Source organism: Lactiplantibacillus sp. C232 (assembly GCF_023806725.1).
Classification (GTDB): domain Bacteria; phylum Bacillota; class Bacilli; order Lactobacillales; family Lactobacillaceae; genus Lactiplantibacillus; species Lactiplantibacillus plantarum.
In genome coordinates, this window is record NZ_JAMSKZ010000007.1 from 91,900 (window position 1) to 106,146 (window position 14,247).

Annotated in this window: 15 protein-coding genes; 1 reads left to right on the forward strand and 14 read right to left on the reverse strand. The window is 45.5% G+C overall.

What is annotated here, in order from left to right:
* Window positions 1-169: 169 nt before the first annotated feature.
* The 9 genes from glyS to rpsU all read right to left on the reverse strand — a co-directional run bounded on the left by glyS (window position 170) and on the right by rpsU (window position 8,105).
* The gene (glyS, locus tag MZO41_RS08435; protein ID WP_013355598.1) at window positions 170-2,254 is read right to left on the reverse strand and encodes a glycine--tRNA ligase subunit beta; all 2,085 of its coding nucleotides are present in this window, start codon (window positions 2,252-2,254) and stop codon (window positions 170-172) included.
* Entirely contained in the window at window positions 2,254-3,153 is a 900-nt protein-coding gene (glyQ, locus tag MZO41_RS08440) for a glycine--tRNA ligase subunit alpha (RefSeq protein WP_003640677.1), read from the reverse strand. Before glyQ ends, glyS begins: the two co-directional genes overlap by 1 nt.
* A 322-nt stretch (window positions 3,154-3,475) precedes the next feature.
* Window positions 3,476-4,252 (reverse strand): DNA repair protein RecO, encoded by a 777-nt coding sequence (recO, locus tag MZO41_RS08445; protein ID WP_013355599.1) that lies wholly within the window; start codon window positions 4,250-4,252, stop codon window positions 3,476-3,478.
* Window positions 4,253-4,282: 30 nt separating this feature from the next.
* Window positions 4,283-5,191 (reverse strand): GTPase Era, encoded by a 909-nt coding sequence (gene era, locus MZO41_RS08450; RefSeq protein ID WP_013355600.1) that lies wholly within the window; start codon window positions 5,189-5,191, stop codon window positions 4,283-4,285.
* A 40-nt stretch (window positions 5,192-5,231) separates the two neighbouring features.
* Window positions 5,232-5,648: a diacylglycerol kinase family protein gene (locus tag MZO41_RS08455; protein WP_003640680.1), complete on the reverse strand. Its 417-nt coding sequence runs from the start codon at window positions 5,646-5,648 to the stop codon at window positions 5,232-5,234.
* Entirely contained in the window at window positions 5,632-6,111 is a 480-nt protein-coding gene (gene ybeY / locus MZO41_RS08460; RefSeq protein ID WP_003640681.1) for an rRNA maturation RNase YbeY, read from the reverse strand. Before ybeY ends, MZO41_RS08455 begins: the two co-directional genes overlap by 17 nt.
* Before the next feature lie 9 nt (window positions 6,112-6,120).
* Entirely contained in the window at window positions 6,121-7,098 is a 978-nt protein-coding gene (locus MZO41_RS08465; protein WP_003644473.1) for a PhoH family protein, read from the reverse strand.
* A 333-nt stretch (window positions 7,099-7,431) separates the two neighbouring features.
* Window positions 7,432-7,875 carry a GatB/YqeY domain-containing protein gene (locus tag MZO41_RS08470; RefSeq protein ID WP_003640683.1) on the reverse strand — a complete coding sequence of 148 codons (444 nt, stop codon included), beginning with the start codon at window positions 7,873-7,875 and terminating at the stop codon, window positions 7,432-7,434.
* A 41-nt stretch (window positions 7,876-7,916) separates the two neighbouring features.
* On the reverse strand, window positions 7,917-8,105 hold the full coding sequence (gene rpsU, locus MZO41_RS08475) for a 30S ribosomal protein S21 (RefSeq protein ID WP_003638914.1): 189 nt from the start codon (window positions 8,103-8,105) through the stop codon (window positions 7,917-7,919).
* 232 nt (window positions 8,106-8,337) lie between these two features.
* On the opposite strand from rpsU, the gene MZO41_RS08480 reads away from it, so the two are divergent.
* Window positions 8,338-9,156: a pyruvate, water dikinase regulatory protein gene (locus MZO41_RS08480; protein WP_003640684.1), complete on the forward strand. Its 819-nt coding sequence runs from the start codon at window positions 8,338-8,340 to the stop codon at window positions 9,154-9,156.
* Between the two features lie 142 nt (window positions 9,157-9,298).
* Here the strand turns inward: MZO41_RS08480 and MZO41_RS08485 are convergent, their stop codons facing one another.
* The 5 genes from MZO41_RS08485 to msrA all read right to left on the reverse strand — a co-directional run bounded on the left by MZO41_RS08485 (window position 9,299) and on the right by msrA (window position 14,232).
* The gene (locus MZO41_RS08485) at window positions 9,299-10,024 is read right to left on the reverse strand and encodes an SDR family oxidoreductase (protein ID WP_003640685.1); all 726 of its coding nucleotides are present in this window, start codon (window positions 10,022-10,024) and stop codon (window positions 9,299-9,301) included.
* A gap of 57 nt (window positions 10,025-10,081) precedes the next feature.
* On the reverse strand, window positions 10,082-10,978 hold the full coding sequence (locus MZO41_RS08490; protein ID WP_011101610.1) for a deoxyribonuclease IV: 897 nt from the start codon (window positions 10,976-10,978) through the stop codon (window positions 10,082-10,084).
* Between the two features lie 112 nt (window positions 10,979-11,090).
* Window positions 11,091-12,251 (reverse strand): CDP-glycerol glycerophosphotransferase family protein, encoded by a 1,161-nt coding sequence (locus MZO41_RS08495; protein WP_013355601.1) that lies wholly within the window; start codon window positions 12,249-12,251, stop codon window positions 11,091-11,093.
* Window positions 12,252-12,623: 372 nt separating this feature from the next.
* A complete protein-coding gene (locus tag MZO41_RS08500; RefSeq protein WP_003640688.1) occupies window positions 12,624-13,499 on the reverse strand; it encodes a YitT family protein in 876 nt (291 codons plus the stop codon).
* A 202-nt stretch (window positions 13,500-13,701) separates the two neighbouring features.
* On the reverse strand, window positions 13,702-14,232 hold the full coding sequence (gene msrA / locus MZO41_RS08505) for a peptide-methionine (S)-S-oxide reductase MsrA (RefSeq protein ID WP_003644477.1): 531 nt from the start codon (window positions 14,230-14,232) through the stop codon (window positions 13,702-13,704).
* Window positions 14,233-14,247: the final 15 nt, after the last annotated feature.

Sequence of the window (14,247 nt, forward strand, 5' to 3'; positions counted from 1 at the left end):
GACTTTGTGCGTGCAAACTTTTACAGAATATATATTACCACAAGTTTGACAGCAGTGCAATAATAAGTTGCCCTTATTAGACATATTTGTCAAATTTGTTTGTCAGCAAGCTAAAAAAGAAGCTACAGCGCGCTTGCTGTAACTTCTTTTGATTATCCACAGTCCGTGCTTATTTAACGATTAATTGATTCAAGTCACCCATCACGTTGATCATTTGGGCGATCGTCAAGAGTTGCTTCAAGTGATTATCCCGCACCTTTTCATCCTTACTCATCACCATCGTCTGTTCAAAGTAGTCGACGATCAATGGTCGTAAGGCGGCCAGGGCTTTGAAACGGTCCTCCATACTCATCGCTGGGGTAAATTGCTTTTGCAATTCAAGAACAGCATCGTACAAGTGTTGTTCCGCCTCATTTTCAAATAAACTTGGATCAACAGTCAAATCACCGGCTGCCAACTTAGCTTTCGCCGTGATCCGCAACAGACGAGTAAAGGCTTCAATTGTGTCCTTAAACTGCGGATCATCTTGATGCGCATTCAGCACATCGGCTGCTTTGAACATTTCACGGATATCCTGACGACTCCCTTTGATAACCGTATCGACGATATCGTAGCGAATCTTACGGTTGTTAAACCATTGTTTGACGCGATCCGTTAAGAAATCAGCAACTGGTGCCGTTTGCTTTTCGAAGTCTAAGTTGTACGTAGCATCATGGGCCACTAATTCCTTTTGAATATCGGCCTCGAGTTGACGAATTGGGAAATCCCAACCTTGTTCCCGTACGATCCGTACGATTCCAAACGCTTGACGACGCAAAGCAAACGGATCATTAGAGCCACTAGGAGTCAAGCCAACGGCAAAGAAGCTCGTAATGGAATCAACTTTGTCCGCAATAGCTAACACCGCGCCGACCTTGGACTTAGGTAAGTCGCCATCAGCGCTGATTGGCATGTAATGCTCACGAATAGCTTGACCGACTGCTGGATCTTCACCCTTCAAGACAGCATACTTGTCACCCATGACCCCTTGTAATTCAGGGAATTCGCCAACCATCCCTGTCACTAAATCAAATTTATAGATTTGCGCTGCCCGGTGGAGTTGGTTCTTTTCAGTCTCAGTCAAACCAAACCGATCAGCCAAAAAATCACTGATAACCATGACCCGCTGCATCTTCTCATACATCGTCCCGATTTTATCATGGAAGCTAACCTTTTTGAGTCGTTCCACATATTCTTGAATCGAGTGTTGTTGATCTTCATGATAGAAGAAAGCTGCATCTTCTAAGCGTGCCGTCAATACTTTTTGATTACCTAAAGCCACGTTTTCCAAGTGATCCGTGTTCCCGTTTCGAACGGAAACAAAGTGTGGTAATAAGTTATCCTCGGCATCCGTTACGTAGAAGAACCGTTGATGATCACGCATCGAAGTAATCAAGACTTCATCCGGGATCGTTAAGTATTTGGTATCAAAATCTCCCGCAAATGCAGTTGGATATTCCACCAAGTTATTAACTTCTTCCAACAAGTCTTCATTAACTTTGATTTGCCAGTCGCGTTCATTCGCCAAGGCCGCGATCTGTTCACGAATCGTTGCCTTACGCTTAGCGGCATCCGCAATAACTTGAACACTAGCTAAGTCAGCTTCATAGTCCGCAGCAGTGGCAATTTCAACGTCATGGCCCAAGAAACGGTGGCCCCGTGAAACACGGCCAGCCGCAACGTCCAGAATTTGAACCGGCACAACCTCGTCATCTAATAATGACACGATCCAACGAATCGGCCGAATATACTTGAAACTGTACGTCGACCACTTCATCATCGTTGGGAAATTCATCTTGGTGATAACATCCTTGATTCCGGCCGCCAACACTTCGGCCGCCGTTTTACCGGCCGTAAAGGTTTGTACAAAGACATACGGGGTACCCTTAACATCTTTAAAGACGATGTCATCAGTTGACGCCCCTTGGCCCTTAGAAAAACCAATCGCTGCCTTTGTCCAGTTGCCATCCGCATCCTGAGCAATCTTCTTAGCTGGACCCCGAACTTCTTTTTTCACATCAGCCTGCTTGTCAGCTAAGCCTAACACCTGAACCGTTAACCGGCGTGGTGTTGAGAAGGTTTTAACATCTTCAAAATCAAGCCGGGCATCCTTTAAGAACTTGACCATTCGTTCTTTAAGTTGCAACACACTCGGTGTAACGACGTGGGCCGGCATTTCTTCCAAACCAATTTCAAGTAAATAAGTTTTCGCCATTATTTCGTCTCCTCCTGTGCGTGTTTTAATAACGGGAAGCCACGTTTTTCACGTTGCGCCACGAATTCCTTGGCAATCGACTTCGCCATGTTTCGGATTCGATCTAAATAGCCGGCACGTTCCGTGACTGAAACCATACCGCGAGCATCCATCAAGTTGAAGGTATGACTACATTTAAGACAGTAGTCGTACGCGGGGTGAACTAAGCCGTTCTTAATTTGCCGCTTGGCTTCCTTTTCATATTCATCAAATAACATTAATAATAATTCTTCGTTGCTATCTTCAAAAGCGTACTTAGAATTTTCAAATTCTGGTTCCAAGAAGATGTCGCCATACTTCACGCCATCGCCCCATTCAAGGTCAAATACGGAGTTTACATCCTGAATGTAAGATGAGAGTCGTTCCAAACCATAGGTGATTTCAGAAGTGACGGGATCAACTTCAAGACCACCAACTTGTTGGAAGTACGTGAATTGGCTGATTTCCATCCCGTCGAGCCAAACTTCCCAACCAACACCGGCACAACCCATTGATGGGTTTTCCCAGTTATCTTCCACGAAACGAATATCGTGTTCTAGCGGGTTAATGCCAAGTTTTTCCAAGCTTTGTAAGTATAAATCCTGCACGTTTTCTGGTGAGGGTTTCATGACCACTTGGAATTGGTGGTGTTGGTACAACCGGTTGGGGTTCTCACCATACCGACCATCGGCAGGCCGGCGTGAAGGTTCAACGTACGCCGCGTTCCATGGTTCGGGACCGATTGCCCGTAAGAACGTGTAGGGGCTCATCGTTCCGGCCCCTTTTTCTGTATCATATGATTGCATTAACATACAACCTTGATCCGACCAAAACTTTTGCAAGGTTAAGATAATCTCTTGCACTGATAACTTTTTGCTCATTAGTATCCTCCCAAAATTAGTGACTGAACGGCTGATGGCTTTGAAACGGGGGCATCGCTATTCCCAGACTTATGGCACAAAAAAAGTCCCCTGTCGTCGACAATAACGACATAGGGACGATTGGTTTCGCGGTTCCACCCTACTTCTGAGTAACCTCAGCAGCTTAATTACACGGTATTAAAGCTCCGAAAGCGCCAATTAACGACTTTGACTGACCGTTTTTCACCATCACGGTCTCACTGTAAGTCGAATCCGTTAACCTTCTCTCATCAACACTTAACTATTCAGTTCTTCATCATCATAGCTGATGGTCGTTCGTTTGTCAATCCTCATTCTTCCGGGGCGCCAACGGTTGGTACCAACTGCCCATCTGATCGATGAAGCGTTTAGATTTCAATCGAACGCCCACTGAGTTCTGATAGATTTCATCCAAAATCCGGCGTAACTCCGCTGCTGTCCGCGGTTTGACCTTGATCGAATGAACCTTAGCCAAATCCAACACGGAAAACTGACGTAGATAAAAGATCGCTGCTGAACTAGCATGCAAGCGGTGGGGATCCAAATGCCAGTGCTGTTGACAGAGCAAACCGCCGTAACTTTCAGAATAATCTAACGGTAAATCACTTCGACCGCAAACCGTACACCAACGCAACTCTGGGGCCACCCCAAACGGTTGCAGTAACTGAATTTCGACCACGTTAGCCACCAACGCGGGGGCCACATCTTGATCAATCAGTTGCAGCGCACTGGTCAACTGTTGGTACCACCGCCCCACCGGTTGATTATCTGGAAAAGCGACGTCCATTAAGTTCATAACGTACGTGGCATAAGCGTTCAAAGCAATATCTTGACTAATATGTTCAAGATACTGTACTGACTTGACACTATTAATATACGAGAGACCTTGATCACGTAAATCACCAACGTATTCCCCCATCGTGAACGGCAATAACTCCGCCGCCATTTTGAAGCCACGCCGACGCGCACCGCGGATAAAAAACATCTTCTTGCCATACTCGGCAGTTAAAAACTTGATTAGCATATCGCGTTCCCGGTAGTCCCGGCGAAAGAGCAAAATGCCGTTAAAATTCGTGACCATTTGTTGGGCCATCCGGATCACCTAGCGATTCTAATAGTCATCTTGCCGATAGCCATAGCTGGCTAGCAAGTCTTGACGGTCCTTCCAGTTCTCTTGGACTTTTACCCAGAGCTCAAGGTAGACCTTATCCCCAAGTAAGTGTTCAATATCACGCCGAGCTAACGAGCCAATCTTCTTGAGCATGCTACCACCCTTACCGATGATGATGCCCTTTTGCGAAGACCGTTCAATAATAATCGTGGCCTGAACGTGAATTTTTTCTTCATCTTGACGTTTGATCGAATCAATCACGACCGCCGTTGAATGGGGAACTTCTTGACGAGTCAATTCAAGAACCTTTTCACGAATCAATTCAGAAATGATAAACCGCTCTGGATGATCCGTAATTTGGTCGGACGGATAATACTGCGGTCCTTCCGGCAATTGGCCCTTCAAGGTCGTCAGTAGTTCATCAACGTTATTTCCTTCAAGCGCGGAAATTGGATAAACTTCCTTCCACGGCAAAGCGTCTTTATACTGATCCATAATCTCCAAGAGATGATTTGGATGGACTTGATCAATTTTATTAATCACTAAATAAATCGGTTGTTTAACCGTTTTAAGACGATCGATAATAAAGTTATCCCCGGCACCACGCCGTTCGTCCGCATTAATCATGAATAGTACGGCATCCACTTCACCCAAAGTTGACAAGGCGGACTTGACCATAAAGTCACCTAATCGACTATGCGGTTTGTGAATCCCAGGGGTATCAATGAAGACCATCTGCGTATCCGCAGTGGTATAAATCCCCTGGATACGGTTCCGCGTCGTTTGGGCTTTGTCAGACATAATGGCGACTTTTTGCCCAACGACCCGATTCAATAGTGTTGATTTACCGACATTGGGACGACCAATAATCGCCACAAAGCCGGAATGAAATGCTTGTTGTTCTGCCATAATTAATTCCTTTCAATCTTGTCCAATCGTTAACCAATTACTAGTTTAACCAACTGACAATTAAGTTCCAAATTTTAGGTGCAAACAACACTAACCCAACTAAGACGGCAAAGGCCGCGGCAAACACTACCGCACCAGCCGCAATGTCCTTAATTTTTTTAGCTAGGGGACTGAAATTAGGCCCAGTGATCATATCGGACAGGTTTTCTGCAATCGTATTGTTAATTTCACATAAGATGACCAGAAAAATCGCTAATGCTAGCCACAGCCATTCGTTAACGCTCAAGTGAACCCACCAGCCAGCAAACAAGGCCACCGCCCCCAGTACAAGGTGTGTTCGCATATTACGTTCTTCAATCACAACCGTTTTAAGCCCAGTCCACGCGTGTAGCCAGGACTGCCAAAACGAGTGATTTTTGCCAACCTGTAGCCGATCTGGTCTATTTTTCGAGGCCATAAGCGTCCAAAATCTGGCGTTGCAATGTAAACATTTCGGTTTCATCCGCTGGCTGAAGATGATCATACCCATTTAAATGTAAAAAGCCGTGAACGACCAAGTAACCTAGCTCGCGCGCCTCCGAATGGTTCAAAAAAGCGGCTTGTTCGCTAACCTTATCAACTGATATCATAATATCCCCGAGATTTAGTGGCATTTCCGCCGCCATCTCCGGATCCATCACAATCAAATCATCCTCGTCATCGTCGTGCATCGCAAAACTAATAACATCAGTTGGACGATCGACACCCCGATACTGTTCATTGATTTTTTGAATAGCATCGTTATTCATCAGGGTCACCGAGACCTCGGTATCATCCCGTAACTTTAACGTCTGACCAGCAAGATCAATTAAATCCCGAATCAATTGCAACTGTTCTGGCTGCGCTCCCGTTGTTGTTTGGTCGTATAATTCTAAATCCATAAGTGCCCCCTAGCGTTGTTCCACACGGTCGTACGCCGTAATAATCTTGGCAACGACCGGATTTCTGACCACATCATCCGCCGTAAACTTAACGAACGCGACATTGCTAATGCCGCCCAAAATCTGTTCGGCTTGAATCAAGCCACTCTTAGTATGGTGTGGTAAATCAATTTGTGAGATATCACCATTAACAATCATCTTGGCACCGAAACCTAGCCGCGTCAAAAACATCTTCATCTGGGCATTCGTCGTATTCTGTGCTTCATCCAAGATGACGAACGCATGGTCAAGCGTCCGCCCCCGCATATAAGCCAGCGGTGCGATTTCGATGATACCACGATCCATTAAGCGCTGGGTATGTTCAGCGCCATAAATATCGTACAACGCATCATAAATTGGCCGCAGGTACGGATCGACTTTTTCCTTTAAATCACCAGGTAGAAAGCCAAGACTCTCACCAGCTTCAACCGCTGGCCGCGTCAAAATCAGCTTCTCGACATCGCCCCGTTTTAAAGCTGCAATTGCCATCACAACGGCTAGATAGGTCTTCCCAGTCCCGGCTGGACCAATACCAAACGTAATATCACTTTTAGCAACGGCTTGCACATACTGCCGCTGACCAAAGTTTTTGACACGAATGGGCCGTCCACGATTGTCCTTAATTAAGGTCTCTGAATAGAGGTCTTTAAAGTAATCCAAAGTCCCCCGGTTGACCATCTTAATAGCGCTAATAACATCTGGCGCCCCAATCTGAATACCTTGTTTAATTAAACTCGTTAAATTATCTAGTACTGCTTGCGTATTATGAACAGCAACCTCGTCATCACTGCTGATCGTCATTTGATCCCCAAACACGTGCAATTGAACGTGTAACCCATCCTCAAGCAAAGCTAAGTGGGCGTCTTCTGGTCCTAATAACGCGACTGACTGGGCCGGATCAGCAATGAGAAATTTTTGTTCATATTTTGAGTTTTCGGTCAAAAACATGGACTCCTTTATTGACAGATTTAATCACCATTATTTAATAATGGCACCCGCAGTTAGCGTGATAACCACGCTGATTTCAGCAGGTATTTGTTAGTTAATCATAGCATAAAAGCCCCCATCGAACCAGTACAAGGACGCCTCGGCATTCGACAACGATTTTCTGAACAGCATTTTTCTTTCGAGCGATTAAATTGGCACGCTATCAATCAACGTAAGCCCAGTTAGATCAGTCCCTGCACCCATTGCTGATACTTAATCTGAACAACCGGTACTGCATTTCTGATCAACCAGAAGAAACAAAAAAAACCGGAGAAAAATTTCTCCGGTTAACCGTTAATTCAATAATGATTTAACTGTTTGGTTGATCAGCTTGCCATCTGCCTGACCTTTAAGTTTTGGCATCACTGCCCCCATCACCTTGCCAAAGTCACCTTTACCAGTAGCTCCGACTTGTTGAATGGTGTCAGCAACAATCTGTTGAACTTCTTCGTCCGACAATTGTTTTGGCATGTACTGCTCAACAATTGCAATTTCTGCTTTAACGCCGTCGACTAAATCTTGACGACCCGCATTTTCGAATTCACTTAATGATTCGCGCCGTTGTTTCAGTTCACGTGAGAGCACGCTTACTTCCTCATCAGCCGTTAAATCATGGCCAACATTAATTTGTTCATTCATCAATGCTGACTTAAGCATCCGTATAACGCTGAGGGCTTGCTTATCGCGTGCCTTCATCGCAGCTTTTAGATCACCATTGAGTGTATCGATTAAACTCATTGGTTTTCCCTCCTCGTTAGGTCATTAGTAATCAATACTAATTACTTGAAACGACGACGGTTCTTACGCTTACGTGCTGCTTCAGATTTTAACTTCTTCTTCACACTTGGTTTTTCGTAGAATTCCCGTTTGCGGTATTCTTGTAAAGTACCACTCTTTGAAACGGTACGCTTAAAGCGACGAAGAGCATCATCAAGAGATTCGTTTTTACGAACGACTGTTTTTGCCATGTTAAATTCCCTCCCTCCGAGCTCAAAAAGTAACCGTTAAATTATGCATACTTACACATAACGCAACTGTTCTAGTAAATTATACATAAATTGAAAAAGGCCGTCAACCAAAGTTTACAATTTCCTTAAAATAAATCGTTAAGAGCAACGTCAGTTCGGACAGTAAATCGTTTTCATCCCCCGCCAGCTATGCTACACTAAGACTATTATCGAACCGAAATGAGGTTATTCTATGTCAGCAATTAAAGTCTTTATTTTATCTGATTCTATCGGTGAAACAGCTCATAACGTGGCCTTAGCTGCCGCTGCACAATTCTCCGACTATGACATTCGCTATCAGCGTTTCCCATTTGTCCGCACCGACTCACTGCTCCAGACGGTTTTGTCGCAGGCACTGAAGGAACACGCCGCCATCTTTCATACGTTTGTCGATCGCCGGCTCAGCCAAATCGTTAACCAATTTTGCGAAGCGCACGAGTTGCCTTATTATGACGTCATTACACCAGCTTTAGATACTTTTTCACAGATTACGCACGTCCAACCGTCCAATCACCCCGGTACCGTACACGCGTTAAACACCAACTACTTCGACCGGATCAACGCGATCGAATTTGCGGTCACTTACGATGATGGTAAGAATCCGAGTGGCTTTTTAGAGGCCGACGTGGTCTTACTGGGTGTCTCCCGGACCTCTAAGACTCCCCTGTCACTCTACTTAGCTAATCGTAACCTGAAAGTCGCCAACTTGCCACTAGTTCCTCAGGCTCAAATTCCTGACGAAATTTGGAAAGTTGATCCGAAAAAGATTTTTGGCCTAACTAACGATCCTGAAAAGTTAAACGATATTCGACGGCAGCGAATGGTCCAATATGGGCTTAATCCCGACACCATGTATTCCAACACGGATAAAATTAAAGCCGAGTTGGAATACGCCGACAAGATCTTCAAAAAGATTGGGTGTTTAGTTATCAATGTCGCTAATAAGTCAATCGAAGAAACCGCCACTTTAATTACCGAAAGCTTGAATACTGACGACACTAACAATGGCTAGTATCACTAATTGCCAACTCACCGATGCCGCCTAAGTTTTCCTGACAATCAGCGCGTGCCACCTTCTAACGGTCAGCGCGCGCTTTTTTGCATCATTTTTCTTATCATTAATTAGGTCAGCTACTAATCATCAGTCGTGTCACTCACACGAGCTCGACACCACCGTCAACGTGCAACACTTGCCCAGTCATAAACTCATTTTGCATCAAATAAACATACGCCGACGCGACTTCGGCGGGCGTTGCCACGCGTTTCAAGGGATTACCAGCACTGACGGTCGCAGCCTGGGCCGCCAATTGTGCGTCCGATAGTTGGCGCCAAAGACCAGTCGGCGTCCAAGTCGGTGCAACTGCATTGACGCGATAGTCAGGCGCCAACTCTACGGCAAGTCCAACGACCATCGTATTAATGGCTTGATTGCCAACAATCGCTCCGGAGGCATTATCTGGCCGCCCACCAGCACCCGAAGTAAAAATCAGCGAACCGTGTTGGTTAAGATGGTGGCTGGCTAATTGGGCCACTTGCAGATTTGCAAAAAATTTATCTTCAACCGTCTGCCGAATCGCTGCAATCGAATTGTCCAAGAACCCCCCACCCATTGCACCACCTAACATTGAGACGACGTGGTCAAATGCGGGCTGAGCTGCAAAAAAAGTTTTTAGTTGCGCCAGATTTTGTGCGTCTAACGCCGTTCCAGTCAAATGGTCTGATGGGCCTAATTGGGTGATGGCAGCTGTTACGTGCGCCGCCGTATGACCGATAATATGGACATCGGCGCCTTCCTGTAAGGCTTGGCGAGCAATTGCCATGCCGAAACCCGAAGTACCACCAATCACTAATAGCCGCTGTTTTTTCAATTGCATCGTCATTTTCCTCCTTCTAAAACAAAAAACGACAACCGACTAGCGATTATCGTTCAATTCTCATTAACGTTGCTGTTCAATATCTTCAATCAAATGCGGATTAAACTGCCCGGCCCGAAGCATTGCAATCTCATACTTATAAGGTGGCAATTGATGTTTCTTATCTTCCCCGACATACGGCGTTTCTAAAATCTTGCTGATGTCTGGCAATTGCGGATGATGGGCGACCTTATTCAAAGTATCAAAGCCAATCGTTCCCATACCGATATTCGTGTGCCGGTCCTTGTGAGCACCTTGAGGATTCTTAGAATCATTGAGATGGATCACTTTCAAACGATCCAGCCCAATCACATGATCAAATTCATTCAGGACACCGTCGAAATCGTCCTTAATCGCGTAACCGGCATCACTAGTATGACAAGTATCAAAGGTAACCGATAACTTTTCATTATAAGTCACCCCATCGATCATCTGCGCGAGTTCTTCAAACGTCCGGCCAACTTCAGTTCCTTTGCCAGCCATCGTTTCTAGCGCGATTTGAACGTGCTGCTCTGGCCGAATAACCGCGTTCAGTCCCTTGATGATCTGCGTAATGGCAACATTCGCTCCGGCACCAATATGTGCTCCCGGATGGAGCGTTAATTGTGTTGCGCCAACGGCATCTGCACGCTGGATCTCTTGATAGAGAAAGTCCGTTGCAAACTCAAAATAACCCGGCTTTTTCGTATTACCTAAATTAATGATGTATGGGGCATGTACGACGATCTGCCGGAGGTCATGAGCCTCGATTATCGGCTGTGCTTCGTCAATTTTCAGTTCGTCAATTGGTTTACGCCGTGTATTTTGGGGTGCGCCCGTATAGATCATAAATGTGTTGGCGCCGTAACTTGCCGCCTCATTGGCAGATCCGAGCAACATGTCGGGTGCCTTCATCGAAACATGTGAACCTAATCTAAGCATTGTAGTCCCATCCTTTTCGCAAGTTTACTAATTCCTGTCATACCTTAAAGTTGCCGGATACATATGATACCGGCATGATCACTCATTATCCAAATAAATCTGTCAAGTTATTCTAAGCGGTTGTGGTCACCCGTGGATAAAAGTACGCCAAGGTCCGCTCAATCGCATGACCGTCATTACGCGTATTCCATAACTGATTAAACTGGGTTAACTGTAACGGCGCACCCGGCATTGCTAGGACATGATTCAAGTCCACCACCGTCCGGACTAATGGTCCCGGCGCCCAGTCCCTAAAATCAGCTTGCAGGCCCACTTCTTGCTCATAGTGGTTCCAGTCAAAGACATAAAAAACGATTTTTTGACAATTTGGTAACAACGCGTAGTCAAACACAACTGAGGAGTAGTCACTGACCAAAGTATTAGCGACCGTCAACAATTCATCGGTACTAAACTCAGGTACCAATGTCACTAGGTCCGGGTAACGGGCTTGCAAATCACGTTCCTGCTCGGCCAAATGGGGATGTAACTTAATAATCAAGTGTTGATCGGGCCGCAACTTTAATTGCTTAAAATCAGCCGGCAACGCAAATTGAACACCGGCTCGATAAGTCGGCGCATACAAAATAACTTCCTGTTGTTTAAACGCCGGATACTTCTGATAAATGGCCGTTGCGGTTTGCATCACCCAGTCGGACTTACAATACCGATCCGAACGAGGATATCCCAAGACCCGCATCCGCGTCTGTGGGACGTGATAACTCGCTGCAAAAATCGTTCCCATCTTCTCAGAACCAACCACGTAATCAGTAATCTGATCATACACGGTCTGAAACCGACGCCGATCATCTGCGGGCCGCTGTGCCGTCTGTGGATCACCCCAACCAAATGTTTTGACCGCGCCAGCAGCATGCCAGAGTTGAATCAGTCGTTGTGGGGACTGCCGCGTCAAGCCAGCGGTAAAGCCATAATAATTATCAAGATAAACGTCCGCTGCCCGGGTAATGACGGGAATTCCCGTCAAGGCAAATCGAACTGAATCATGAAACGGCCGTGTCGCAATTCCCGCCTGTGCCAGTTGTGCCGCCCCGGTGGCTGCACTCGGCAAGTAATAAACAGTCAAGCGCCCGGGAACGCGCTGGTTCAACTGCTGAATAAAATCCAAATTGTCCGCAAAGCTCATCAAATAAATCACCTGATCATTTTTGCTAAAGTGCGCTAGCCACGATACAACTCGCACCAGCCAGACATAAATTACTTTCTTCACACTGGCCATCCTTTCATTTCATCATTAATTATTGTAAAGCGTGCCCTACGTGACAATCAAAAATGTGCCAGCTCAATTACGCTTAAAAAGTTCAGATTGGCGTCAACTTACTTGAGCCGTCTGCCTTCGTCCACTAAATATAAACAACTATTTTTCAAGTCTGTTCCCCATTAGTTGTTCATTAGCTCTGGGTCTAACTGATATGGACTTATGATCCAGCAATAACACAATGCTTGTATTATATAACAGATGCCCACACTTCGGCTAGTCGGGTCACTATTAATAGTGGTATAAAAGTCGTCCCCGAACGCCTAATCAAAAAGTGCTTGCAAACAAGTCCCGAAAGTCCTGTTTGCAAACACTTTTAATCTGATAAATTCATCAAGGCTTCGGTTCATAAAAGTGACCGAGAATCTTGACCGTATCTGAAATACTAACGAAAGCGTGCGGGTCAGATTCGGCCATGGCCGCCTTCAATTCGCCCATTTCGTAACGCGTGATGACTGTAAATAAAATCGTTTTATCATCATGTTGATAAGCACCTTCAGCGTTGTGTACGATGGTAACGCCACGACGAATCCGATTTTGAACGCTATCAATCACCGTTTTAGGGCGACTCGTAATAATCATCACTTGCATCTTCTGTTGGCGCGTATACGTCATATCCATGACCCGACCATTTACAAACAACCCGAGTGCAGAATAAAAGGCATATGGCCACCCGTAAACAAAGCCAGCCGCAATGACAATGATCGAGTTGAACGCCATGTTGATCGTCCCAATACTGCGACCCGTTTTACGGCGTAACACGATACCGATAATATCGAGGCCACCGGTTGAAATCCCATTTTTGAGGGCCGTTCCGGTCCCGAAACCATTAACAGCACCCCCAAAAATCGCACAAATGATGGGGTCATGGGTCAAACCAACTGGGGCAATCAGTTTGATCATAATACTAGATAGCGTAACAGCTAAGAACGTATACAACGTAAACTTATGCCCAATCGATCGCCACGCAATAATAAACATTGGAACATTCAAAATAAACAGTAACGCCGCAGTTGAAATCTGAACGGGAAGAAACTTGCTCATCAAACTATTAATCAATTGTGCAAGCCCAGTGATCCCTGAAGAATAAATATGCCCCGGCGTCCAAAAGTAGTTCATGGCAATGGAAACTAAAATGGCGTATATAAAAGCAGTTGACGCTTTCACAACATCACGATGGTGTTTGGATAACTGCTGAAAATCATCCATGAATTAAGTGTGCTCCTTTACGTTTTTGCTTTCGTTATTGTAACACGCCGATTCGCAAACGGCCGGTCTTTTGCAGTATTCTGCTAAAAGTCTCACGTTTCTCAGCAAACTCCCATTAATCAATCCGACTAATTTCCAGAACGAGCCCCGCTACGATAGTTATTATTAGATCACACCTATCGCGATGACCAGCAACTCACGCTTAGTCCACTTTAGGTGCATCGGCCCACTGCTCGGCGATAAAATCAGCGCGGCCACCCGCTTCTTGTTCCGCAAATACCACTGGATTATTTTTATAAAAGCGTTGGTGGCGTGCCTCGGCTGGATAAAATGGTTTGGCATCCTCAATCGCCGTTACGATTGGTTTACTAAATCGTTCGCTCACCTGTAATGCCCGTTTAGACGCTTCCGCGATCCGCCGTTGTTCCGGACCATTCACAAAAATGACCGGCCGATAATTATCACCACGATCTTGAAATTGCCCCATTGCATCGGTAGGATCCGTTTGATGCCAATAAATATTGACTAATTCCGTGTAACTAATGATATCGGGATCAAACGTAATTTTGACAGCTTCAGTATGACCCGTCGTATGCGCTTTGACGTCTTCGTAAGTGGGATTTTTCGTGTGTCCACCAGTATAACCCGAGACAACACTGTCGATTCCGGGTTGACTATCAAAAGGCTGAACCATGCACCAAAAACATCCACCCGCAAAAATTGCTGTTTCCATGAGAATTCCTCCAAT

Coding starts and splice junctions, on each gene's coding strand:
- glyS (WP_013355598.1), bottom strand. CDS start 2,254: ATGGCGAAAACTTATTTACTTGAAATTGGTTTGGAAGAAATGCCGGCC.
- glyQ (WP_003640677.1), bottom strand. CDS start 3,153: ATGAGCAAAAAGTTATCAGTGCAAGAGATTATCTTAACCTTGCAAAAG.
- recO (WP_013355599.1), bottom strand. CDS start 4,252: ATGGTCACGAATTTTAACGGCATTTTGCTCTTTCGCCGGGACTACCGG.
- era (WP_013355600.1), bottom strand. CDS start 5,191: ATGGCAGAACAACAAGCATTTCATTCCGGCTTTGTGGCGATTATTGGT.
- MZO41_RS08455 (WP_003640680.1), bottom strand. CDS start 5,648: ATGGCCTCGAAAAATAGACCAGATCGGCTACAGGTTGGCAAAAATCAC.
- ybeY (WP_003640681.1), bottom strand. CDS start 6,111: ATGGATTTAGAATTATACGACCAAACAACAACGGGAGCGCAGCCAGAA.
- MZO41_RS08465 (WP_003644473.1), bottom strand. CDS start 7,098: ATGTTTTTGACCGAAAACTCAAAATATGAACAAAAATTTCTCATTGCT.
- MZO41_RS08470 (WP_003640683.1), bottom strand. CDS start 7,875: ATGAGTTTAATCGATACACTCAATGGTGATCTAAAAGCTGCGATGAAG.
- rpsU (WP_003638914.1), bottom strand. CDS start 8,105: ATGGCAAAAACAGTCGTTCGTAAAAACGAATCTCTTGATGATGCTCTT.
- MZO41_RS08480 (WP_003640684.1), top strand. CDS start 8,338: ATGTCAGCAATTAAAGTCTTTATTTTATCTGATTCTATCGGTGAAACA.
- MZO41_RS08485 (WP_003640685.1), bottom strand. CDS start 10,024: ATGACGATGCAATTGAAAAAACAGCGGCTATTAGTGATTGGTGGTACT.
- MZO41_RS08490 (WP_011101610.1), bottom strand. CDS start 10,978: ATGCTTAGATTAGGTTCACATGTTTCGATGAAGGCACCCGACATGTTG.
- MZO41_RS08495 (WP_013355601.1), bottom strand. CDS start 12,251: ATGGCCAGTGTGAAGAAAGTAATTTATGTCTGGCTGGTGCGAGTTGTA.
- MZO41_RS08500 (WP_003640688.1), bottom strand. CDS start 13,499: ATGGATGATTTTCAGCAGTTATCCAAACACCATCGTGATGTTGTGAAA.
- msrA (WP_003644477.1), bottom strand. CDS start 14,232: ATGGAAACAGCAATTTTTGCGGGTGGATGTTTTTGGTGCATGGTTCAG.